Genomic DNA, 23,158 nt, shown 5'->3' on the forward strand with positions numbered 1-23,158 from the left:
CGGCCCTTTTCGGGGGGGCGGGCGCCGCGCGAGCCGCGGCGCCCAGCGAGAACGGGCCCGGCGCCTGCGGGCGCCGATTAACCTGGATCAATCCCTCGGCCGCCGATCGGCGTCCAGGCGCAGCGTCAGGTCGGCCCAGCCATGGCCGTGGCGCAGCATGTGCCGGGTCAGCCGCTCATAATGCTGGACGAAGCGCCGGACCTCGGCATCGGACATCGGCCCGTGCGCGGCGCGTTCCTGCTCGATCCGCCAATCGGCCACCACGTCGAAGCCGGGCGCCTTGAGGAACACGAGCTGGTCGATCCGGGCCCATAGCGCCTGATAGGGGCCGGCCAGCTGCGCATTCACCCAGCGCCGCCAGCGGCCGTCCGCATCGTGCATGCGCTCCAGATCGTTGATCGGCGTGACGAGTTCCGCCGCGTCCTGTGGTTGTGCACCCAGGCACCAGCCTTCCAGGATCAGCATCTCGGCCGGCCCGGCCACGCGCTCGAGCCTGCCGGGCTCGTCGCGTGCCTTGTCGAAACGGGGGAGCAGGGCAGGGCCGTGCGCCAGCGCCTCGATCGCCGCCAGCCCGGCGGCGACGTCATGGGTGCCCGGCACGCCGCGGGTGCGCAGCAGCGGGTGCACGGTCTCGGCGAGCCGTTGCCGGGCGGCACCGTCGAGATAAAGGTCGTCGAGCGACAGCACCGGGCAGCCGAAACGGGCGGCAAGGGCGCGCGCGATCGTCGACTTGCCGCTGCCCTGGGCGCCGGCGATGCCGAGCACGAAGGGCCTCCGCGCGCCAGGTCGGAGCCGTGCGGCGATGATCTCGGCCGCGGCGGGGGGAGGCTGCGCGATGTCCATCGATCTGCTTCTTAGCTTGCGCACTGCCAGCGCTGTCAAATATGGCTTGCACAGGCCGGGGCTGCTTCCCGGCGGGGAAAGTGATGTCCAGCCGTCCCACGATCAAGGAAGTGTCGAAGATCGCCGGCGTGTCGTTCAAGACCGTCAGCCGCGTGCTCAACAACGAGAAGCATGTCAGCGAAGAGACGCGCCGCCGTGTCGAGGAAGTCGTCGCCCGGCTCAACTTCCGGCCCAGCCATGCCGCCCGCACGCTTGCCGGGCGCAAGTCGTTCCAGGTCGGCCTGCTCTACGACAATCCCAGCCCCTATTACATCTATCACGTGCAGACCGGCGCGCAGCAGCGCTGCACCGAGCTGGGCTATCGCCTGCTTCTCCAGCCGATCGACAGTCAGTCGCCCGATCTCGTCTCCAACGTGCTCGCGCTGATCGACGAGACGCATCTCGACGGCCTGATCCTCTCGCCGCCGGTGACCGAGGCCACAGCATTGCTCGACGAGCTCGACCGGCGCGGGCTGCCCTATGTCCGCATCGCGCCGGGTACGCGCAAGGATGCCGGCATGTCCGCGTCGATGGATGACATCGCTGCCGCGCGCGAGCTGGTCGGGCATCTGATCGGGCTCGGACATCGCCGCATCGCGATGATCCGCGGCCTCGACAGCCATGCCTCCTCGGCGGATCGCCTCGCCGGCTACAAGGCCGAGCTTGCGGCGCACGGGATCGCCTTCGATCCGTCGCTCGTCGTCGCCGCGGAGAACGACTTCGCCTCGGGCGCCGCGGCCGCGCGCGAGCTGCTGGCACGCAAGGAGCGGCCCACCGCGATCTTCGCCGGCAATGACGACATGGCTGCCGGCGCGCTCGCCGTCGCGCATGAGAGCGATATCGACGTGCCGGGCCAGCTTTCGATCGCGGGGTTCGACGATTCGGATCTGGCGCGGGCGGTGTGGCCGCCGCTCACCACCATCCGCCAGCCGGTGCAAGAGCTCGCTTCCGCCGCAGCCGAGCTGATCCTGGGCGGCAATACGCCCCAGCCGCGAGTCACGCTCGATCATCAGCTGGTGGTGCGGGCGAGCACGGGCCCGGCCGCGCGGTAACCAAGGGCTGTCCCGCCGCCGGACAGTGGTTAACCATAGGTAACGCTGGCGGCAAAGGTTAAGAAGTCGTTAACTGCTGGCCATGCAACGCCAGCTCGTCATCGAGGGCTACGCGCCCCGCCGCCACCCGTTCCGCCGCCATGTCCGCCGCGCCGTGGCGCAGCAGCGCAAGTTGCGGGACGACAGCGACGTGAAGCTCTTCGCGCTGAGCTTCACTGCCTTCTTCGTCTGCTTCTTCACGTTCATTGCCTGACGGCGGCGGCACCGGCCCGGTGCCGCCCGGGTTCAGCGTCGGCTGAGCTGCATCAAGGAAGCACGTCGGGCGCGTGCGGCGCATCCTCGGCCTTGTAGAGCCGGTTCGCGCACCAGGCCGAAGCCAGGCAGAGCACCACCACCACCAGGATGCATTCGGCCACGCCCATGCCGGGGATCTTGCTCACCCCGAAGATGCCGACCGATCCGAACACCATGAAACCCGAATTGACGATGTTGTTCGCCGCCACGGTGCGCGCGGTCTGCGACTTCTCGACGGTGGTGGTCAGGAAGGCGTAGAGCGGCACCACGAACATGCCGCCGGTGATCGCGATCGCGATCAGCAAACCGAGCACCGCCCAGCCCAGCGGCATCATCACGAACTCGGCGGTCTTGATCAGCGGCCCGTCATGTACCGGCCAGAAGCGCGCGACGACATAGAAGCCGATCACGAACACCATCATCGTCAGCACCGAGCGCACGGCATATTTCGCCGAGACATGCCCCTTGAGCAGCCGGTTGATGATCACCGATCCGATCGCGATGCCCACCGAGAAGATGCCGAGGAACACGCTCGCCACGTCCTTCTGGGCGTGGAACACGTTCTTGACGAGCGGTGGGAAGAGCACGCCGAGCACGGCCGCGATCGTCCAGAACACGCTGATCGCGATGATCGCGAGATAGAGGCGGCGGATGTGCATGGTGGCCGAGATCAGCCGCCACGAGGCGCGGAAGATGTTGAAGTCGATCTTGAGCGTGGTCATCGGCGGTGCCGAGGGAATGCGCAGCGAGGCGAACCAGCCGACCGCCGCGACGCCGATCACCGCGAAGGCGGCGGCCTTCGCGCTGATCACGCCGCCGGCGATCGTGCCGCACAGGATCGCGATATAGGTGCCGGCCTCGACCATGCCGGTGCCGCCCAGCACTTCGTCTTCTTCCAGGTGCTGGGGCAGGATCGCGTATTTGATCGGGCCGAAAAAGGCCGAGTGGATGCCCATGCCGAGCAGCGCGACGAGCATCAGCTCGAGATGCTTGAGGAAGATGCCCGCGGCGCCGACCAGCATGATGCCGACCTCGGCGGCCTTGATGATCCGCATGATCTTCGCCTTGTCGTACGTATCGGCGAGCTGGCCGGCGAGCGCGGAGAAGAGGAAATAGGGCAGGATGAAGATGCCGGTCGCGATCGCGCTGAACCGGGTCTCGTCCTCCACCGAGTTGAAGATCTGGTAGGTCGCGAAGAAGATCATCGCGTTCTTGAACAGATTGTCGTTGAACGCGCCGAGGAACTGGGTGACGAACAGCGGCAGGAATCGGCGCTCCCGCATCAAACCGAGCGCACCGTGCATAAGCTGACCTTCACCTCTGAACGCGGGTTTTCCCGCCGATTGACGCGTGGGCATAGCCGAGCGGCATGCATGGCGGCAAGGCAATAGCCGCCCTCCCGGCGAAAGCATGGATGACGGCCGAGATTAGGCCCCGCACGACTCCCGCACGATCAGGTCCGTCGGCAGCCGCTCGGCGCTGGGATCGGGGGAGGGGTCGAGGATGCGCGAGACCAGCTGGCGGCCGGCCTCGAACGTGTCCTGGCGGATGGTGCTGAGCGCGGGCGTGGAGAGCCGGGCGAGCAGCATGTCGTCATAGCCAACCACCGATACGTCGCTGGGCACCGATACGCCCGCCCGGCGCAGGGCGCGGATCGCGCCGAGTGCGATGAGGTCCGACGAGGCGACGATCCCGTCGAAATGGACGTGGCGCCGCAACAGCCGGCTGATCGCCGCATCGGCGGATTCCAGCTCGAAATCCACCGGCACCACCAGCTTGGGGTCCATTTCCAGCCCGGCTTCCTTGAGTGCCTCGTTGTAGCCGCGCTTGCGCTGCATCGATTCCGGATCGGTGCCGCCCAGGAACAGGATGGCCTTGCGCCCCAGCCGGGCGAGGTGCGCGGTCGCGCGGCGCCCGCCGATCTGGTTGTCCGAGCCGATCGAGCAATAGAGCTGCCCGGCCATCTGCGCGCCCCACACCACGAAATTGGCGTTGGATTCGGTCAGCTGGTTGAACGCGTCGTGCAGCATGGACTGGCCGAGGAAGATCACCCCGCTCGCCCGGCTCGTCGTGGTGGTGGCGACGAGGTCCTCATAGTTTGCCGGCGTGGTGTGGCTCACCGTGAAATCGCAATCGCGCGCGCGCGCCGCCTCGCCGATGCTGGCGAGCAGCTCGAGGAAGAAGGGGTGCGAGAGCGGCAGCGGCCGGCCGCGCATGAAGGGCGTGACGATCACGATCGTCCCCTCGGCTCCTACCGGCGCCGCCGGCATATAGGGCCGGAAAGGATAGTCATGGTCACGCGCCAGCGCCCAGATCTTCTGCTTGGTCCGCGCGCTGATCAGCGGGTGATCGTTGAGCGCCCGCGAGACGGTCGAGATCGATACGCCGGCCAGCTGCGCGAGATCCTGCAGCGTCGTATTGTTGTTGCTACTGCTGCCCATTGTGCCCAAGCTGGAGAAGAGCCGAAAACGGCCGAGTTAATGCATCGGGGGGATCAGTTTGCAAGCAGGCCGGCCGAGCCAGGCGCGTGACGCCGTGTCCGGTGCCGGGCCCGCGGGCGGGCGGCTCCGCCTGCTGCAGATCTGGAACATGTGCTTCGGTCTGCTCGGCATCCAGATCGTCTGGGGCCTGCAGAACGTCAATACCAGCCGCATCTTCCAGACGCTGGGCGCCGAGCTCGACGATCTCGCCATCCTGTGGATCGCCGGCCCCGCGACGGGGCTGCTCGTCCAACCGATCATCGGCCATCTGAGCGACCGCACCCGGGGGCCGCTCGGCCGGCGGCGGCCCTATATCCTGGCGGGGGCATTGTGCACGGCGCTCGCCCTGTTCTTGATGCCCAATGCTGCCAGCCTCTGGGTCGCCAGCCTGATGCTGTGGGTGCTCACCGCCTCGATCAACATCGCGATGGAGCCGTTCCGGGCGCTGGTGGCGGATCGGGTGCCCGAGAGCCAGCGCACCGCCGGCTTCGCGATGCAGGTGTTCTTCATCGGCATCGGCGCGGTGTTCGCCTCGGCCTTGCCCTGGATGCTCGTCCATTGGGCGGGGTTGAGCGGCCGGCCCGAGCCGGGCATGCTCCCGCAAGCGGTGCGCACGGCCTTCTATATCGGAGGATTCTGCTTGCTGGCGGCTGTGGGCTGGACGATCGCCACCACTCGCGAATGCCCCGCGCCGGCGCGGCTGCCCGAAGCGGCGATGCCGCCACACGCCCTGTCGCCCGAACGCGCCGCCTCGCTGGTCCGCCATGGCATGGCCTGGATGCTCGCGGGCCTCGGCATCGCCGGCGCCGCCGCGCTCGCCGGCTGGAAGCGCGAGATCTATGTCGTTGCCGGCATCTGCTTCCTGTTCGGACTGCTCCAGGCAGTGGTGGTCCGCCTGCGCCGGCTCGGCCGCAGCTCGATCGGCATGCTCGAGATCGTCGAGGACATCCGCTCGATGCCGCTGCTCCTCAAGCGGCTTGCCATCGTCCAGTTCTTCACCTGGTACGGGCTGTTTGCGATGTGGATCTATACCGTGCCCGCGCTGGCGCTGCGCCATTATGGCACCGCGGACCCCGCTTCGCCGGGCTACAACGCCGCCGCCGACTGGGTGGGGGTGCTCTTCGCCGGCTATAACGGCGTCGCGGCGCTGGGCGCGCTGCTGCTGCCCGGGATCGGCGAGCGGCTCGGCCGCCGCGCGACGCATGCCTTGTGCCTGGTGTTCGGCGCGGCGGGGCTGCTCGGCTTCCTGCTCGTCGCGGATCCGGTGGCGCTCTGGCTGCCGACGATCGGCGTGGGGCTCGCCTGGGCGGCGATCCTGTCCATGCCCTATGCCATGCTCGCCGGCAGCGTCCCGCCGGGCAAGGCCGGCGTGTACATGGGCATCCACAACATGTTCCTGGTGATCCCGCAGCTCGTCGCCTCGACGATGCTCGGCCCACTGGTCGGCCGCGTCTTCCACGGCCAGGCCGAATATGCGCTGGTCCTCGCCGCCGCTGCGCTGCTGATCGCAGCCGGCTTCGCGCTCGCGCTCCCTTCCGGCGCCGATACCGGCACCCGGCAATAGCGCCGGCGGGGCCGCGCACGAGATTGCTCTGCTTTGCATTGCATTGCCAGATTGTGCAAAACTTGCATTGATTGCAAGGCAAAATTGCATTGCGCGACTCGTGGGCGGGCGAGGAATTTGGATCTATTTTGGCGATATAACCAGGTAAAGTGTTATTTTATAATTATATAACCTTAGTTCGCTGTTCGATAATTTCCCTCTTGCGGTTATGCTCAATTTACGCAAAGTTACGCAAAGAGCTTCCCGGCAAGGCCGTCGGCGTTTCATGCCTTCGGAGCGGGCGGCTCGTAGTGGATGGCGGCGCCTTGGAGCGTCGCCGGCACATAAGGAGGGTGTCTTGGGGGAAGCGCGGCATAGCCGGCTTGCGATCACGCGCAGCAGCGCCGGGCGTTGCCGCGCGCGCATTTCGCGCGATCGCATTTCCACGCACCGACAAGGGAATTGACGCGGCGCCACGGGGCGGGGGCTCCGGGGCGTCGTGCGTGCAACAGCTCCGCAAAGGAGCGACGGAGGGAGGAAAGATGAAGCAGACCACCATCTTGCGGGGCAGCGCCTCGCTTGCCGCCATGGCCCTGATGGGGCTTGCCGGCATCGCCCAGGCGCAAACCGCCCAGGCACCGGCCAGCGCACCCGAAACGGCCAAGGAAGACGATAATTCGCCCGCGATCGTCGTCGTCGGCGTCCGCAAGGCGCTCGAGACCGCGCAGACGATCAAGCGCGATTCGGACACGGTGGTCGATTCGATCACTGCGACCGATATCGGCGCCTTCCCGGACACTTCGGTGTCGGGCGCGCTTCAGCGCGTGCCGGGCATCACTACCTCGCGCCTGCAATCGACCGACGACTCCACGCACCCCTCGGGCGAGCCCACCGGCGTGCTGATCCGCGGCCTCACCTTCGTGCGCACCGAATTCAACGGGCGCGACAGCTTCTCGGCCGACAGCTATCGCGGCCTCAACTTCAACGACGTGTCGCCCGAGCTGATGTCGGGCGTCGACGCCTATAAGAACCAGACGGCGGAGATGATCGAGGGCGGCCTGGCCGGCACGGTCAACCTGCGGACCCGCCTGCCGTTCGACCAGAAGGGCCTCGTCGTCGCCGGCAATGCCAAGGCGACCTATGGCAGCCGCTCCAAGGAGTGGACCGGCGAGTTCTCGGGCCTGATCTCGAACACCTGGGACACTGCGATCGGCCGCTTCGGCCTGCTCGCCGACTTCGCCCGCAGCCATGTCATCACGCGCACGGAAAGCGTGATCATGGACAAGATCGACACCTTCTGCACCACCGGCTCGACCAATGCGTCGGGCGGCGGCATCGTCAATTCCGACGGCTCGGTCGCCTGCGCCTCGAACCCGTTCGGCGGCTCGGGCTGGGCCTATATCCCCGACGGCATCCGCTATTCGCAGGTCGACTATGATCGCGTCCGCCGCGGCATCTCGGCGGCGGCGCAATATGAGAACAATGCCGGCAATTTCCGGATGACCGCGCAGTACAATGACAGCGAATATCACAATGCCTGGCTCGAGCGGGCCAGCCATGTGATCTTCCAGGGCGACGCCTATGGCAAGCCGTCCTTCTTTCCGCGCACCGGCTCGTTCCTCGGCGCCGCGCCAGGCACTTCGGCCTTCATCTTCGGGCCGGACGGCATGCTCCGCTCGGGCACGCTCACCCAGGCGCATGGCAGCTGGCGCGGGAGCTGGGACAGCACCCAGGAAGCGATCAACACCGGCTCGGCCGTGCCGGGCCTGCCCTTCGTCAACAATTGCGCCGCGCCTTCGGTCTGCACGACGCTGCAGGACGGCCTCTATTTCCAGAACGAGGCCCGCAACTTCGATCACCGCGAGCGAACCCAGGACCTGTCGGGCAACATCAGCTGGGACCCGACCGAGAAGCTGCACATCAATCTCGACGTGCAGCACATCTGGGCGAACACGACCAATGACGACATCCTCGTCGCGGTCGGCTCGATGGCCAACATGCAGTACAGCACGAACAGCGACGGCACCCCGCAGGTGAAGCTGCTGCCTGGCTCGAACGTCAACTATGCCACTGGCGGCCTCTCCAACCCGCACAATTACTGGATGCCGTTCATCCAGGCGCACATGGAGCATAATGACGCCAAGGAAACTGCGTTCCGCGGCGATATCGCCTATGATTTCGACGAGGGCAGCTGGCTCGACTCGCTGAAGGTCGGCGTGCGCTATGCCGATCGCAGCCAGACGGTCCGCTATTCCACCTTCAACTGGAGCCCGGTCGCCGCTTCGTGGAACTGCAACGGCCCGGGTTTCAACATCGACAACACCACCGGCGGTGCCTATCCGAGCTGCAACGCGGGTCACCCGGCCTTCAAGGGCTATGGCGCGGGCATGTGGGAGTCGGTCACTCTTGGCGACGGCTTCTACAATGGCAGCGTCTACGACAATCCGGCGCTGGTCTATATGAACCGCGCCACGCTGATGGATCGGACCCGGCTGGTGCAGGGCGTCAGCGGCGCGACCACGAATTCGCCGATGAGCTGGCAGCCGATCTGCGACCGCGCCGATGCCACGATCGAGGGCTGCTACCTCCCGTCCGAGGTGATGCACGTCAAGGAGAAGACCAAGGCCGCCTATGCGATGCTCCGCTTCGGCGGGGACGGCATGAACATCGGCGGGCTCAACGTTCGCGGCAATATCGGCCTGCGCTTCGTGCGCACCGAGATCGCGTCGGACGGCAGCGTCGGCTATCCGCTCACCACCACCTTCAACAATTATGTCCCCTGCGGCGGCCCGCTGCCCACGGGCTGGGTGGTCAACCCGATGTGCTTCGTCACGCCGGCGGTGGCGGCCTTTGCCAGCGGTGGCGGCAGCCCCAACAGCTACACGGCGAGCTATGACAACTGGCTGCCGAGCTTCAACCTCCGCCTCGGCCTGGACGACAAGACGTTCGTGCGCTTCGGCTATTCGCGGGGCATGTCGCGCCCGGACTTCGGCCTGTTGCGCAACTTCGTCTCGATCCTGGGGCCGGACCTCAACGGCAGGCCGGACTCGCCCTATCTGGTGAAGAACGGGGCGGGCACGGTGACCGGCTACAACTTCGTGTTCCGCGCGGAATCGGGCTTCCCGGCGCTGAAGCCGATCACGGCCGACCAGTTCGACCTCACCTTTGAGCATTATTTCGGCCGCAGCAGCTCGTTCACGATCGACGGCTTCTACAAGAAGCTGAACGGCACGATCGCCTATGGCGAGTTCCTGCGTAGCTTCACCAACAACGGCTCCACCCAGACGGTGCTGATGCGCGGGCCGCGCAACGGCGCCGGCGGCGGCGAGCTGAAGGGCGTCGAAGTCGCGTTCCAGACCTTCTTCGACTTCCTGCCCGGCGTGCTGAGCGGCTTCGGCACCCAGCTCAACTATACCTTTGTCGACCAGTCGGGCATCAGCAATTCCAACCTGGTGACGCAGGGCGCGCTCGACTCGGGCGGCACGGGCGGCTTCGGCGCGGGCCTCGACGTCTCCGGCGGCCGCGGCGTGGTGATCGACTCGCACCAGCTGGCGGGCATCTCCAAGCACACGTTCAACGCCGTGGCGCTGTACGAAAAGGGCCCGGTGGCGATGCGTCTCGCCTATAACTGGCGCTCGCGCTTCCTTACCAACAATCTCGACTGCTGCATCGGCCTGCCGGTGTTCCAGAAGGCGGCGGGCTTCCTCGACGGGTCGCTGCGCGTCTCGCTGGCCAAATGGGTCGAATTGTCGATCGAAGGATCGAACCTGCTCGGCACCACCACGGTGTTCCAGCAGCAGATCTTCGGCGACTCGAGCGCCACGCCCAACGCCAAGCCGGTGTTCCGCGACGCGAACTGGAGCCGCGTCGACCGGCGCTTCCAGTTCGGCGCCCGGTTCAAATTCTAACTCCCCTCGGCGCCGCCGGTACCCTTCATTCCCGGCGGCGCCAGTTTTTCCATTTCACGAGCGGGTGCCATGCAGCCCAGGTCGAATCCATCCCCGGCGCCGCTGCGCGTCGTCATCGTCGGCGGCGGGACCGCGGGCTGGATGTGCGCGGCCGGTCTCGCGCGCCTGCTGCCGCAGACCGATTATGCGCTGACGCTGATCGAGTCCGACGAAATCGGCACGGTCGGCGTGGGCGAGGCCACGCTGCCGCATATCCGCGAGTTCAACGCGATGCTCGGGCTCGACGAGGCCGAGTTCATGCGCGCCACCCAGGGCAGCTTCAAGCTCGGCATCGAGTTCGTCGGCTGGGACAGGCCCGGCGGCCGCTATGTCCACCCCTTCGGCCGCTTCGGCGAGCGCTGGGGCGGCGTCGACTTCCAGCACCATTGGCTGCGTGCCCGGGCCGCCGGCCATGATGTCGGCGACTGGTTCGACCATAGCTTCGCCGTGGCGATGTGCCGCGAAGGCGTGTTCGACCTGCCCAACGAGGACCCGCGCTCGATCCGCTCGACCTTCTCCTATGCCTATCATTTCGATGCCGGCCTCTATGCCGAATATCTGCGCGGCTGGGCGACCCGGCGCGGCGTGCGGCGGATCGAGGGCAGGATCGTCGACGTCGCCCGCAACCCCGAAAGCGGCCTGGTCGAGAGCGTCGCGCTCCAGTCCGGCGCCGCGATCACGGGCGACCTGTTCATCGACTGCTCGGGCTTCCGCTCGCTGCTGCTCGGGCAGAGCATGGGCGTCGCCTGGCACGACTGGAGCGCTTGGCTCCCCTGCGACCGCGCCATGGCCGTGCCCTGCGCCAGCGTCGCGGGCATCACGCCCTTCACCCGCTCCACCGCCCAGGCCGGCGGCTGGACCTGGCGCATCCCGCTCCAGCACCGGATCGGCAACGGCTATGTCTTCTCGAGCAGCTTCTGCTCGGAGGAGCAGGCGCATGAGACGGTCCTGGGCGCGATCGACGGCGCGCCGCTCGCCGATCCCCGGCTGCTCCGCTTCCAGGCCGGCCGCCGGGCGCGGGGCTGGGAAGGGAATGTCGTCGCGATCGGATTGTCGTCGGGCTTTCTCGAGCCGCTGGAGTCGACCAGCATCTTCCTGATCCAGGCCGCGGTCACCGACCTTGCCAATCTGATGCCCGCGCCCGGCGGCGGCCCACCCGATCCGCGGCTGGCGGCCGAGTTCAACCGGCTGTTCGCGATCCATTACGACCGCACCCGCGATTTCCTGGTGCTGCACTACACGGCCAATGCGCGCCACGGCGAGCCGCTCTGGGATCATGTGCGCAACATGGCGCTGCCGGATAGCCTGGCGCACAAGATCGCGCTGTTCCGGTCGAGTGGCCGCGCGCCGGACTACAAGCTCGGCCTGTTCTCGCGCGACAGCTGGCTGGCGGTGCTGATGGGGCAGGGGATACTGCCCCAGGCCCATGACCGGCTGGCCGACCGCGCGCCGCTCGACGAAGTGGCCGAGCGCCTGGCGGATCTGCGGGAGCGCATCGCCACCAACGCCGCCGCCCTGCCGGCGCATGCCGAGTTCATCCATGGCTATTGCTCCGCCCCGCGCGGTTCCGCGGACGACAAGGCGGTGGTGGCATGAGCCGGCCCTTTACCGCGATCGTCATGGGCCGCGACGCCCCGCTCTGGCTCGCCGCAGCCGCGCTGGCGCGCGGGCTCGGCGCTTCGGGCGTGCGGGTGGAGGCAGTGGAGCTGCCCAGCGCGCTCGCGCCGGCGGACGCCCATGCGACGTTCCCGGCGCTGGAGGCGCTGCACAACCAGCTCCGCATCGACGAGGCCATGCTGCTCCAGGTGACGGGCGGCAGTCTGGCTCTGGGGCGGAACTTCGTTGAGCTTGAACCTCGCCGGATTGAACCCAACCAGATCCCCGGCGAAGGCCGGGGCCCAGTTGCAAGTGGTTTGGAGGAGAGGGCAAGCGCGACCGAGGCGACGTCGAGCCTGGGCCCCGGCTTTCGCCGGGGAACAAGTGTGCCCTTCCTTCATGCCTATGGCTCGGCTGGCACCCAGATCGGCGGGCGCGACTTCTTCGCCTATTGGGTGAAGGCGCGGGCCCATGGCCTGGGCGTGCCCCTGGACGATTTCTCGCTCACCGCCGCCGCCGCGCGCCAGGGCCGGCTGATGCTGCCCGACGAAGAGAGCGAGATCTACGGCCGCTGCGACTATGGCTATCACCTGCCGGCCATTCCCTATGCCCGGATGCTGCGCGAGGTAGCGGTGCGCCACGGCGTGGTCGTCCATCCGGCCGTCTCGGCCGTGGTCGTGCCGGGGGAGGGGGCAGTTGCGGCGCTCGATCTGGACGGAGGGCGCCGGCTGACGGCCGATCTCCTCGTCGATGCCGGCGGCGCGCTGCCGCAGGGTGACAATTTCCTGAGCTGGCGGGACTATTTCCCCGTGGATCGCGTGCTCGCCGCCGCGGCGCCGCCCTTCGCGAACATCCCGGTCTATGCCGAGTGCCGCGCCGGCCCCGCCGGATGGACGGCGTTGCATCCCGGCCGGCCGGCGACCTTCGTCACCCATGGCTGGTCGAGTGCCCATGGCGACGATGCGGAGGCATTCGCAGCTGCCGCTGCGGCATCGGGCCTGCCCCTTGCGGATGCCGTGGTTCGGCCGGTTGTTCCGGGCCGCCCGATCCTGCCCTGGCGCGGCAATGTCGTCACGCTCGGCGCCAGCTTCGATCCGGTGCACGGCGTCGACCTGCTCGGCTTTCAGGCCGGGCTGGTGCAGCTGCTCGCCAACTTCCCCGCCCGTACCGGCTTCGCCGCCGAGCGCGACGAATATAATCGCGTGGCCACCGCGGCGCTGGACCGCATCCGCGATTTCCAGTCCGCGCATTATGCGCTCGCCCGCTATGCCGGCCCCTTTTGGGATGCCGCGCGCGCCGGCACGGTCTCGCCCGATCTTGCCCACGCCGTGGGGCTGTTCCGGGCCCGGGCCGAGCTCGCGCCGTTCGAGGAGGAGAATCTGCCGCCCGACAGCTGGCGGGCGCTCTTCCTTGGCCATGGCGTGCAGCCCGAAAGCTGGCCGCCCGCGATCGACCAGGTGCCGCCGGAGGAAATGAAGGCCCAGTTCCGCCGCATGCTCGGCTTCGTGCGCGAGCAGGTGCTGCGCCAGCCGACCCAGGAGGAATATCTCGCCGGGCTTGCCCATGGCTGAGCCGCTCCGCGCCGCCGCCGAGCCGGGCCTGATCGACGGCCTGCCGCGCGTCTCGGCCCGCGCCGCGCCGCCGGCCGCGGGGCTGGCCGACCTGATCGCCGCTGGGGTGCCCGTTGTCCTGAAAGGCCTGTTCGCGCATTGGCCGGCGCTGGCCGCCGGGCAGGCGGGGCAGCTGCCCGCTTATCTCAAGGGGCTCGATCGCGGCGCGCCGGTGCCGGTGATGGAGGCGCCCGCGCGCACCCTGGGCAAGTTCGGCTATGGCACGGACCTGCGCGAGTTCAACTTCACCCGCCGCAGCGCCCGGCTGAGCGATGCGCTCGACCGGATCCTGCGCCTCGCCGGCGAGGACAGCGCGCCCCATGTCGCGGTCCAGATGCTGCCGCTGGCGGTGCAGATGCCCGATTTCGTCGCGCAGAACCCGATGCCGCTGCTCCCGGCGGACGTCGCGCCGCGCCTGTGGGTCGGCGGCCCGGTCCATACCCGGACGCACAATGATCGCGACCACAACCTTGCCTGCGTGCTTGCCGGGCGGCGGCGCTTCCTGCTCTTCCCGCCCGATCAGCTGGCCAATCTCTATGTAGGTCCGCTCGACAATCCGCCACCGCTCTCGCTGGTCGATCCGGAGGCGCCCGACCTCGCCCGCTTCCCGCGCTTCGCCGATGCGCTGGCCACGGCGCGGGTCGCGTTTCTCGATCCCGGCGATGCGCTCTTCCTGCCGCGCTACTGGTGGCACCACGTCACCTCGCTGAGCCCGTTCAACGCGATGGTGAACTATTGGTGGGGCGACGATGCCATGGGCGTCGAGCAGCCGCACGACGTCTTTCTCGCCGCGCTGCTGGCCTATTGCCGGCTGCCGCCCGCCGAGCGCGGCTATTGGCGGGCGATGTTCGAAACCCATGTCTTCGCCGAGGACGGCGCCGCGCATATCCCGCCCTCCCAGCGCGGGCCGCTGGGCGAGATGCGCGCGAGCGAACGCGCCGCGCTCCGCCAGCGCCTGCGCGCCGCATTCCTCAAGTCATGACCTCCCCACAGGAAAGAAACCGGATGACCTCTCGTACCCTCGTCACGCTCCTTGCGCTCGCGCTGCCCGGCACTGCCTTTGCCGGGAGCCGCGAATGTGCCCAGTCGCCGGGCAAGGTGCTCGAAGTCTGTGTTTCGGTCGAAGATGGGGCGGCGCGCTACGAAGTCAGGCGCGGCGACCAGCTCGTCATCGCTTCTTCGAACCTCGGCCTCAGCTTCGCCGGCGAGCCCCAGGCGCGCTATACCGCGATCACCGATGCCCGCCGCGCCGCCGCGGACACGAGCTGGGAGCAGCCCTGGGGCGAGCAGCGCCTGATCCGCGACCATCATAGCGAGCTCGCCGTGACGATCGCTGGCGACACCGCGCTGAACAGGGCGATGCAGGTCACCTTCCGCATCTTCGACGACGGTATCGGCTTTCGCTATTCCTATGCCGGCATCCCCGATGGCCGGCAGGTGAGTGTCATGGCGGATCGCACCCAGTTCAGGACCAAGGGCGCGTACCAGGCCTGGTGGTATCAGGGCCTGGGCCAGGAGCGCGACGAATATCTCTATACCCAGACCGACGCGCGCCGGATCACGCTGGCCGAGACGCCGCTGACGCTGAAGGGCGACAACGGGCTCTATCTGTCGTTCCACGAAGCCGCGCTGGTCGATTTCCCGAGCATGCTGCTCCAGGGCGATGGCGCCGGCGGCCTCACCGCCTGGCTGATGCCCTGGCCCGACGGCGTCGGCGCGAAGAAGACCGGGCCCTTCACCACGCCCTGGCGCACCCTGCTGATCGGCACCACGCCGGGCGCGCTGGCGGACAGTCGAATCGAGCTGAACCTCAACGAGCCGAGCAAGCTCCCGGACATCGGCAAATGGTTCAAGCCCGGCAAATATGTCGGCGTCTGGTGGGAGATGCATCTCAACCGCACCACCTGGGGCAGCGGGCCGACCCACGGCGCCAACAACGACAATGTGAAGCGCTATATCGATTTCGCCGCGAAATACGGGTTCGACGGCGTGCTGGTCGAAGGCTGGAACCAGGGCTGGGACGGCGAATGGATCGATAACGGCGAAAAGTTCAGCTTCACCAAATCCTATCCCGATTTCGACCTGCCGATGCTGTCGGCATATGCGAAGTCGAAGGGCGTCCACCTGATCGGCCATCACGAGACCGCCGGCGCGGTGGTGAACTATGAGGACCAGCTCGACGACGCGCTCGATCTCTACGCCAGGGTCGGGGTGCCGGCGGTGAAGACCGGCTATGTCCGCCATTCGGGCGATATCCTCGATCGCGAAGGCGGCAAGGAGTGGTTCGCCGGCCAGTTCATGGTCCGGCATCACCTCAAGGTGATCGAGGCCGCGGCGAAGCGCCATATCGCGATGGACACGCATGAGCCGGTCAAGGACACGGGCCTGCGCCGCACCTGGCCGAACTGGGTGAGCCGCGAAGGCGCGCGTGGCCAGGAGTTCAACGCCTGGGGCCGCCCGACCAACCCGCCCGAGCATCTGACGATCCTCCCCTTCACCCGCATGCTCGGCGGGCCGATGGACTTCACCCCGGGCATCTTCGATCTCGAGCATGGCAAGACGCTGCTCACCGAGCGCAACCAGTCGACGCTCGCGGCGCAGCTGGCCGAATATGTCGTGCTCTATTCGCCGATCCACATGGCGGCGGACCTGCCCGAGAATTACGAGAAGCATCGCGACGCCTTCCAGTTCATCCTCGACGTGCCGACCGACTGGGAGACGACGCGGACGCTGGCGTCGGAGATCGGCGACTATGTCGTGGTCGCCCGCCAGCCGCGCGGCGGCGGCGACTGGTATCTCGGCGCGATCACCGACGAGATGGCGCGCAAGCTGCCCGTGAAGCTCGATTTCCTCGCGCCGGGCCGGAAATACGAGGCGCAGGTCTACCGTGACGCCTCCGATGCCGACTATGTGAAGAATCCTGTCGCCTATGCGATCGAGAAGCGGATGGTGAGCAGCGCCGACACGCTCGATCTCGATCTTGCGCCGGGGGGCGGACAGGCGATCCGCTTCAAGCTGCTGAAATAACCCCCCTCCGTCATCCCGGCTTTCGCCGGGATGACGGAGGGGGCGGGAAGACGAAAGGGGCGGGGATGACGGAAGGGTAAGTGGGGTGGTACAGCATGCCCGATGCTGACGCTGCCCAATATCCTGACGCTCTCGCGCATCCTCGCGGTTCCGCTCCTCGCGGCGTTCCTCTGGTGGCCCGAATGGCGGCTGGGCTATGGCGTCGCCTTCGCGCTCTACTGCCTGATGGGCATCACCGACTATTTCGACGGCTATCTCGCCCGGGCGCAGGGGACGGTCTCCAAGCTCGGCGTGTTTCTCGATCCGATCGCCGACAAGATCATGGTCGCCGCGGTGCTGCTGATCCTCGCCGGGCGCGGCGTGATCACCGATCTCCACCTGATCCCCGCGCTGGTGATCCTGGTGCGCGAGATCGCCGTGTCGGGCCTGCGCGAGTTCCTGGGCGGCATCCAGGTCTCGCTGCCCGTCTCGCGCCTCGCCAAGTGGAAGACCACGCTCCAGCTCGTCGCGCTGGGCGGGCTGATCCTTGCCGGGGCGCTGCCCTTCGCCTGGCTGTGGGACACTGCGCTCGCCGCCTTCTGGCTCGCCGCCGCGCTCACGCTGATCACCGGCTGGGACTATCTGCGCGTCGGCCTGCGGCACATGGACAGCTGATGGACCTGCTCTACTTCGCCTGGGTCCGCGAGGCGGTGGGGGTAGGGCAGGAGCGCGTCGATCCACCCGAGACGGTGCGCGACGTTGCGGACTTGGTCCGCTGGCTCGCCGCCCGCAGCCCTGGCCACGCTGCCGCCTTTGCCGATCCCGCGCGGCTCCGCGCCGCGATCGACCAGCGCTTCGTTCCGTTCGACGCGCCGCTCGGCGATGCGCGGGAAGTCGCGCTCTTCCCGCCGGTGACGGGCGGATGATCCGCGTCTCGATCGATCCCGCGCCGATCGAGCTGGCGCTGGAGCTGGCGGCGCTCGAGGAACGCGGCGCGGGCGGGGTGGCGAGCTTCACCGGCGTCGTCCGCGGCGATGACGGGGTGACGGCGCTGGAGCTCGAACATTATCCCGGCATGACCGAGGACGCACTCTGCACCCTGGCCGAGGCGGCGATGGACCGCTGGAACCTGCTCGGCGTGACCATCCTCCACCGTGTCGGCCGGATGGAAGTGGGTGAGCGCATCGTCTTCATCGGCACCGCTGCCGCGCATCGCCGCGAAGCGCTGGAGGCCTGCGCGTTCCTGATCGACCGGCTCAAGACCGACGCGCCCTTCTGGAAGCGCGAATGGCGGGGGGAGGAAGCCGGCTGGGTCGAACCGCGCCAAAGCGATGCGCAAGCGGCGATGCGCTGGGAAAGCTGAGGAGAACGGCAATGGGCCGATATCCACCTCTTGCGTGGCCGACGGGCGCCTGCCTGGCCGTCGCGCTGTTTCTGGGGGCCGTGACTGGCTGCACCGGGATCGGCTCGCATCCCTCGCAAGAGGAGTTAAAGCGCGCCTGCGACGCCGTGCCGCCGATCCGCGCACGACGCGCCGATCTGAAGGACATCCTCCGTCCCGACGAAAAGGAATTCCGCATCCTGCGCGGCGAGGCGTTCACGGTACAAAGGAAGCTTCCGCAGCGGGTGGGTACCGCACTGGTCGAGCGCCTGTCCGACAAGACCAAGGCCGGCCGTTGGAAATATGACCGGCAGATCGATCGCTATTATTTCTACGATCCGGATAGCGACAGACACGCTAGGAATCCGCCATCGACGAATATCGGCAGCACCGAGAATCTGTTCTTCCACTATTGGAGCATCAGCTCGACGCTCGCGCTATCCTGCTGGGAATATTTCCCGGTGCGGGTGATCGTGGAATAGGCGGTCGTTCAGGGCCGCGCCTCGGCCAGCACGTCCGCCAGCAGCCGGAAGTCGCGCTCGCGGGGCGACGCCCTGCGCCACACCAGCGCAATCCGCCGCGACGCATTCTCCGCCTCGAGCGGCCGCGCCGTGACCTGAGTATGGTCGAGGATGCCGGAATCCACCGCCATCTCGGGCAGCATCGTCACGCCCAGCCCATTGTCGACCATCTGCACCATGGTGTGAAGCGAGGTGCCGAGCATGGTCGCCTCGGCGCGCAGTTCCGGGCGGTTGCAAGCAGCCAGCGCATGTTCCTTCAGGCAGTGCCCGTCCTCGAGCATCAGCAGCCGCGTCTCGTCGATCTCGGCCGGGCGGATCGAGGCGCTCGGATCCATCTCGCCATCGGGAAAGGCAACGAACAGCCGGTCGTCGAACAGCGACGCCGTCTCCACGTCCCCGCACGCATAGGGCAAGGCGAGCAGCACGCAGTCGGTCCGGCCATGGTGCAGCCCTTCACAGGCCTGGCCGCTGGTCTCCTCGCGCAGATAGAGCTTCAGATCGGGATAGTCGCGGCGCAGCTTGGGCAGGATGCGCGGCAGCAGGAACGGGGCGATGGTGGGGATCACGCTCATCCGCATCTCGCCGGAGAGCGGCCGCCCCGCAGCACGGGCCAGGTCGCCGAGTTCGTCCGCCTCGCGCAGAACCCGCCGCGCCTTCTCGACGATGCGCTCGCCCAGGGGCGTGAAGCGCACCACGCGCCGCGTCCGCTCGACCAGCACCACGCCGATCAGCGTCTCCAGCTCGCGGATGCCGGCGGAGAGCGTCGACTGGGTGACGTAGCAGCTCTCGGCCGCGCGGCCGAAATGGCCATGATCCTTGAGCGCGACGAGATATTGGAGCTGCTTGAGCGTCGGGAGATAGGTGGTCTGCGCCATTGATCGCCTGTATCGATGATTGGCGCCTTATATAGTGGCGATGGCGATAAATCCAATTCCTCCCCCAGCAAGCTGGGGGAGGAATTGCGCGGCTACGCCGCCTCGCTCAGCTCGTCCGGCAGGCGGATCATGTAATCGAACGCGGAGAGCGCTGCCGTCGAGCCTGCGCCCATCGCGATCACGATCTGCTTGTAGGGCACGGTGGTGCAGTCGCCCGCCGCGAAGATGCCCGGCTGCGAAGTCTCACCGCGCGCATCGATCTCGATCTCGCCGCGGTTCGACAGCGCGATGCTGTCCTTCAGCCACTCGGTATTCGGCACCAGGCCGATCTGCACGAAGATGCCCTCGAGCTCGATCCGGTGCTCGGTGCCGTGGCTGCGATCCTTGTAGGTCAGGCTGGTGAGCTTGCTCCCGTCGCCTTCCACCGCGGTGGTCAGCGCCGAGGTGATCACCTTCACGTTCGGCAGGCTGCCGAGCTTGCGCTGCAGCACCGCGTCGGCGCGCAGCTGGCTGTCATATTCGATCAGCGTCACATGCGCGACCAGTCCGGCCAGGTCGATCGCCGCCTCCACGCCCGAATTGCCGCCGCCGATCACCGCCACGCGCTTGCCCTTGAACAGCGGGCCGTCGCAGTGCGGGCAATAGGTCACGCCCTTGTTGCGATATTCCTCCTCGCCGGGCACGCCCATCGTCCGCCAGCGCGCACCGGTGGAGAGGATCACGGTACGGGCATGCAGGCTCGCGCCGCTTTCCAGCACCACTTCGTGCAGCCCGCCTTCCTGGCGCGCCGGCACCAGCTTCGCGGCGCGCTGGTGGTTCATGATGTCGACGTCATAGTCCTTGACGTGCTGCTCCAGATGCGCGGCGAGCTTGGGCCCTTCGGTGTGCGGCACCGAGATGAAATTCTCGATCGACATGGTGTCGAGCACCTGGCCGCCGAAGCGCTCGGCGGCGATGCCGGTGCGGATGCCCTTGCGCGCCGCATAGATTGCCGCCGCCGCGCCGGCGGGGCCGCCGCCGACCACCAGCACCTCGAACGGCTCCTTCGCCGCGATCTTCGCCGCGGTGCGCCTGGCGGCGCCCGTGTCGATCTTCGCGACGATCTGCTCCAGCTCCATCCGGCCGCTGGCGAAAGGCTCGCCGTTCAGGAACACGCTGGGCACCGCCATCACCTTGCGCGCCTCGACCTCGGCCGGGAACAGCCCGCCGTCGATCGAGACATGGGTGATGCCCGGGTTGAGTACCGCCATCAGGTTGAGCGCCTGCACCACGTCCGGGCAATTCTGGCAGGAGAGCGAGAAATAGGTCTCGAAGGCGAAGTCGCCGTCCAGGTTCCGCACCTGCTCGATCAGCTCCTGCGCCGCCTTGCTCGGATGGCCGCCCACCTGGAGCAGGGCGAGCACCAGCGACGTGAATTCATGCCCCATCGGGATGCCGGCAAAGGCCACCGCGATATCGGTGCCGGTGCGGCGGATCAGGAAGCTGGGCTTGCGCGCATCGTCGCCGGTCCGGGCCACCGTCACTTTGTCCGAAAGCGCGGCGATCTCGTTCAGCAGTTCCGCCAGCTCGCGCGACTTGGCATCCTCGCCCAGCGAGGCGACCAGCTCGATGGGTTCACGGATGTTCGCGAGATAGCCCTTGAGCTGCTGGGTCAGGTTGGCGTCGAGCATGGCGGAAACTCCACTGAATTCGGATACAAAACGGCCCGGGACGAGGGATGGTGTTCGTCCCGGGCCGCATGGTGGCGCCCGCAAGGGGGCTGGCGAGCGCCTGGGGGATCAGATCTTGCCGACCAGGTCGAGCGACGGCGCCAGCGTCTCGGCGCCCTCTTCCCACTTGGCGGGGCAGACTTCGCCCGGATGGGCGGCGATGTACTGCGCGGCCTTGATCTTGCGGAGCAGCTCGGTCGCGTTGCGGCCGACGCCCTCGCTGGTGATCTCGACCAGCTGGATCACGCCTTCCGGATCGACGACGAAGGTGCCGCGATCGGCCAGGCCCTGGCCCTCACGGAGCACGTCGAAATTGGTCGACAGGACGTGGTTCTGGTCGCCCAGCATGTAATAGTTGATCTTGCCGATCGCGGGCGAGGTGTCGTGCCAGGCCTTGTGGCTGAAATGGGTGTCGGTCGACACCGAATACACCTCGACGCCCATCTTCTGGAGCTGCGGATAGATGTCCGCCAGGTCCTCGAGCTCGGTCGGGCACACGAAGGTGAAATCGGCCGGGTAGAAGAAGAACACCGCCCACTTGCCCTTCGCGTCCGCGTCCGTGACGGTCACGAACTTGCCTTCCTTATAGGCCTGGGCGGTGAACGGCTTGATGGTGCTGCCGATGAGAGCCATTGCTTGGTATTCCTCCAGAACGGGGTTGTTGTTGCAATGCGGCAGATAGGGTTGTTGCGTCGCAATGTGAAATTGGAAAGCCCATTCGCGATGATCGGATAAATCGATCAAGCTTTATGGATTGATCGACTGGATCGTGGAATGATGCTCAGGCGGGCTGCTCAAAGAGTCTCGAGCGCCGCTCCATCTTCCATCGGCCGGATCAAGCCGCGATCGAACGTCACGAAGCTATCGGCACCCAATTCGGTGGCAAGAGCGAAATGAAGCAGGTCAGCGAAGTCACCCTTGGATCGATATGCCGAAACGGCGGCCGCTACCGCGCTCTCCGAAGCGACGGTGACGCCATTTTGCCCGCACAGGGCGGCGAACCCTGTCGCGATGCCATCGCGTGGCATGCCGTAGCGGGCTCGGAGTACCCATTCGGTTTCGAGTAGTACGGTCGGCAGGATCAGTACCTCGCCCGTAAGGCAGTATCTTTTCGGCGATACCCACCTGCTCCGGATCGTCGCGCGCGATCAATCGGACGAGCAAGTTGGTATCAAGCGCCCTCACCGGATCAGTCGGCGCAGATCGTCGTCCGAGAGCCGGCTGATCGCTTCGATCGGTTGCGCGGGAGCCACGGGCGGAAGTGCATGCAGATCTGGTAGGGTCTTGGGGGGAAAGGCGCGGCCAACCGGACGCCGCCGCAGCGTTATTCCGTCGGCCGTTTCGATCAGTTCCAGCGGTGTGCCTGCCTGCCAGGCCAGTCGTTCACGCACGTCCTTCGGGATGGCGACATCCCCACTCGGCGAGATCTGCGTGCGTGAATTCATGCCCACAGGATAAGGTGCATGAATGGGGCCCGCAAGCACGGCCCTCAACGCGTCAGCGCGACGTACACCGAATAGGCGCTGGTGATGGTCAGCAGCGTGCCCACCAGCGTCATCAGCGCGCGGGTCGGAACCCGTTTCGCCAAGAGCCCGCCGAACGGGGCGGCGATCAGTCCGCCGATCAGGATGCCCACGGTATGCAGCGAGAACGCGGCCCAGCCCAGCGTCGCGATGAACGCAGCCGAGACGGTGGCGGTGAGGAAGAACTCCACCGTGTTCACCGTGCCGATCGTGGTGCGCGGGCTGGCGCCCTGGACGAGCAGGTTGCTCGTCACCACCGGCCCCCAGCCGCCGCCGCCGGCCGCGTCGAGAAAGCCGCCGGCCAGGCCCAGCGGCTCGATGATCTTGGGCTCGCGCGGCTCCACCTTGCCGCGCCAGGCGCGGTAGAGCAGGTAGACGCCGATCGAGGCGAGATAGGTCATGACGAAGGGGCGGGCGATCGACGCGTCGATGTTGCTCAGCACATAGGCGCCCAGCACGCCGCCGATCACGCCGGGGATCAGCAGCCGGCCGAACAGCTTCCAGTTCACGTTCTTGTGCCAGATATGGCTGGCGCCCGAAGCGGCGGTGGTGAAGGTCTCGACAGTGTGCACCATCGCCGATGCCTGGGCGGGCGGAACGCCCATCACGCTCACCAGCAGCGTGGAGTTGATCACCCCGAACGCCATCCCCAGCGCGCCGTCCACCATCTGGGCGGCGAAGCCCACGGCAATGAATGGCAGCAGGGCGGAAAGGTCGATTCCAAAGATCATTCGCACCT

At 67.3% G+C, this 23,158-nt stretch carries 21 protein-coding genes; 12 read left to right on the forward strand and 9 right to left on the reverse strand.

The features are described 5' to 3' along the window. Positions 1–87 precede the first annotated feature (87 nt). Positions 88–843 (reverse strand): kinase, encoded by a 756-nt coding sequence (locus ACIQCS_RS02065; RefSeq protein WP_345850727.1) that lies wholly within the window; start codon positions 841–843, stop codon positions 88–90. A gap of 83 nt (positions 844–926) precedes the next feature. Here ACIQCS_RS02065 and ACIQCS_RS02070 point away from each other — a divergent pair, with 83 nt between their 5' ends. Together ACIQCS_RS02070 and ACIQCS_RS02075 are read left to right on the forward strand one after the other, a co-directional pair. Beyond that, the gene (locus ACIQCS_RS02070; protein ID WP_345850728.1) at positions 927–1,934 is read left to right on the forward strand and encodes a LacI family DNA-binding transcriptional regulator; all 1,008 of its coding nucleotides are present in this window, start codon (positions 927–929) and stop codon (positions 1,932–1,934) included. 82 nt (positions 1,935–2,016) lie between these two features. Then, positions 2,017–2,187 carry a hypothetical protein gene (locus tag ACIQCS_RS02075; protein ID WP_167298047.1) on the forward strand — a complete coding sequence of 57 codons (171 nt, stop codon included), beginning with the start codon at positions 2,017–2,019 and terminating at the stop codon, positions 2,185–2,187. A gap of 52 nt (positions 2,188–2,239) precedes the next feature. Here ACIQCS_RS02075 and ACIQCS_RS02080 read toward each other — a convergent pair whose 3' ends face one another. After that, positions 2,240–3,532 (reverse strand): MFS transporter, encoded by a 1,293-nt coding sequence (locus tag ACIQCS_RS02080; RefSeq protein WP_345850729.1) that lies wholly within the window; start codon positions 3,530–3,532, stop codon positions 2,240–2,242. 123 nt (positions 3,533–3,655) lie between these two features. Continuing rightward, positions 3,656–4,669 (reverse strand): LacI family DNA-binding transcriptional regulator, encoded by a 1,014-nt coding sequence (locus ACIQCS_RS02085; protein ID WP_345850731.1) that lies wholly within the window; start codon positions 4,667–4,669, stop codon positions 3,656–3,658. A gap of 58 nt (positions 4,670–4,727) precedes the next feature. Between ACIQCS_RS02085 and ACIQCS_RS02090 the strand changes: the two genes are divergently transcribed. From ACIQCS_RS02090 to ACIQCS_RS02135, 10 genes are all read left to right on the forward strand, one after another. Continuing rightward, the gene (locus ACIQCS_RS02090; protein WP_345850732.1) at positions 4,728–6,272 is read left to right on the forward strand and encodes an MFS transporter; all 1,545 of its coding nucleotides are present in this window, start codon (positions 4,728–4,730) and stop codon (positions 6,270–6,272) included. 521 nt (positions 6,273–6,793) lie between these two features. Next, entirely contained in the window at positions 6,794–10,159 is a 3,366-nt protein-coding gene (locus ACIQCS_RS02095; RefSeq protein ID WP_345850734.1) for a TonB-dependent receptor, read from the forward strand. 69 nt (positions 10,160–10,228) lie between these two features. Continuing rightward, complete coding sequence (locus tag ACIQCS_RS02100) at positions 10,229–11,794, forward strand: tryptophan halogenase family protein (RefSeq protein WP_345850735.1); 1,566 nt, start codon at positions 10,229–10,231, stop codon at positions 11,792–11,794. Then, entirely contained in the window at positions 11,791–13,365 is a 1,575-nt protein-coding gene (locus tag ACIQCS_RS02105) for a tryptophan 7-halogenase (RefSeq protein WP_345850736.1), read from the forward strand. The genes ACIQCS_RS02100 and ACIQCS_RS02105 overlap by 4 nt, the downstream gene beginning before the upstream one ends. Further along, positions 13,358–14,386 carry a cupin-like domain-containing protein gene (locus ACIQCS_RS02110; protein ID WP_345850737.1) on the forward strand — a complete coding sequence of 343 codons (1,029 nt, stop codon included), beginning with the start codon at positions 13,358–13,360 and terminating at the stop codon, positions 14,384–14,386. The genes ACIQCS_RS02105 and ACIQCS_RS02110 overlap by 8 nt, the downstream gene beginning before the upstream one ends. A gap of 23 nt (positions 14,387–14,409) precedes the next feature. After that, positions 14,410–16,431, forward strand: a complete 2,022-nt coding sequence (locus ACIQCS_RS02115) for a glycoside hydrolase family 97 protein (protein WP_345850739.1) — start codon at positions 14,410–14,412, stop codon at positions 16,429–16,431. A 102-nt stretch (positions 16,432–16,533) separates the two neighbouring features. After that, positions 16,534–17,085 carry a CDP-diacylglycerol--glycerol-3-phosphate 3-phosphatidyltransferase gene (gene pgsA, locus ACIQCS_RS02120; RefSeq protein ID WP_345850741.1) on the forward strand — a complete coding sequence of 184 codons (552 nt, stop codon included), beginning with the start codon at positions 16,534–16,536 and terminating at the stop codon, positions 17,083–17,085. Next, on the forward strand, positions 17,085–17,336 hold the full coding sequence (gene moaD / locus ACIQCS_RS02125) for a molybdopterin converting factor subunit 1 (protein WP_345850742.1): 252 nt from the start codon (positions 17,085–17,087) through the stop codon (positions 17,334–17,336). Before pgsA ends, moaD begins: the two co-directional genes overlap by 1 nt. Further along, positions 17,333–17,773 carry a molybdenum cofactor biosynthesis protein MoaE gene (locus ACIQCS_RS02130; RefSeq protein ID WP_345850743.1) on the forward strand — a complete coding sequence of 147 codons (441 nt, stop codon included), beginning with the start codon at positions 17,333–17,335 and terminating at the stop codon, positions 17,771–17,773. Before moaD ends, ACIQCS_RS02130 begins: the two co-directional genes overlap by 4 nt. Positions 17,774–17,784: 11 nt before the next feature. Further along, the gene (locus tag ACIQCS_RS02135; RefSeq protein WP_345850744.1) at positions 17,785–18,273 is read left to right on the forward strand and encodes a hypothetical protein; all 489 of its coding nucleotides are present in this window, start codon (positions 17,785–17,787) and stop codon (positions 18,271–18,273) included. 8 nt (positions 18,274–18,281) lie between these two features. Here ACIQCS_RS02135 and ACIQCS_RS02140 read toward each other — a convergent pair whose 3' ends face one another. The 6 genes from ACIQCS_RS02140 to ACIQCS_RS02165 form a co-directional block, all read right to left on the reverse strand. Then, positions 18,282–19,187, reverse strand: a complete 906-nt coding sequence (locus tag ACIQCS_RS02140; protein WP_345850746.1) for a hydrogen peroxide-inducible genes activator — start codon at positions 19,185–19,187, stop codon at positions 18,282–18,284. 92 nt (positions 19,188–19,279) lie between these two features. Beyond that, on the reverse strand, positions 19,280–20,857 hold the full coding sequence (ahpF, locus tag ACIQCS_RS02145; RefSeq protein WP_345850747.1) for an alkyl hydroperoxide reductase subunit F: 1,578 nt from the start codon (positions 20,855–20,857) through the stop codon (positions 19,280–19,282). 108 nt (positions 20,858–20,965) lie between these two features. Continuing rightward, positions 20,966–21,529 carry an alkyl hydroperoxide reductase subunit C gene (ahpC, locus tag ACIQCS_RS02150; protein WP_345850748.1) on the reverse strand — a complete coding sequence of 188 codons (564 nt, stop codon included), beginning with the start codon at positions 21,527–21,529 and terminating at the stop codon, positions 20,966–20,968. A gap of 161 nt (positions 21,530–21,690) precedes the next feature. Further along, positions 21,691–22,032, reverse strand: coding sequence for a PIN domain-containing protein (locus ACIQCS_RS02155; RefSeq protein ID WP_345852072.1), 342 nt, complete (start codon positions 22,030–22,032; stop codon positions 21,691–21,693). A 45-nt stretch (positions 22,033–22,077) separates the two neighbouring features. Beyond that, positions 22,078–22,341 (reverse strand): AbrB/MazE/SpoVT family DNA-binding domain-containing protein, encoded by a 264-nt coding sequence (locus ACIQCS_RS02160; RefSeq protein ID WP_345850750.1) that lies wholly within the window; start codon positions 22,339–22,341, stop codon positions 22,078–22,080. 44 nt (positions 22,342–22,385) lie between these two features. Then, positions 22,386–23,150 carry a sulfite exporter TauE/SafE family protein gene (locus ACIQCS_RS02165; RefSeq protein ID WP_345850751.1) on the reverse strand — a complete coding sequence of 255 codons (765 nt, stop codon included), beginning with the start codon at positions 23,148–23,150 and terminating at the stop codon, positions 22,386–22,388. Positions 23,151–23,158 lie beyond the last annotated feature (8 nt).

This window comes from Sphingomonas sp. NPDC092440, assembly GCF_044754985.1.
Taxonomy (GTDB): Bacteria; Pseudomonadota; Alphaproteobacteria; order Sphingomonadales; family Sphingomonadaceae; genus Sphingomonas.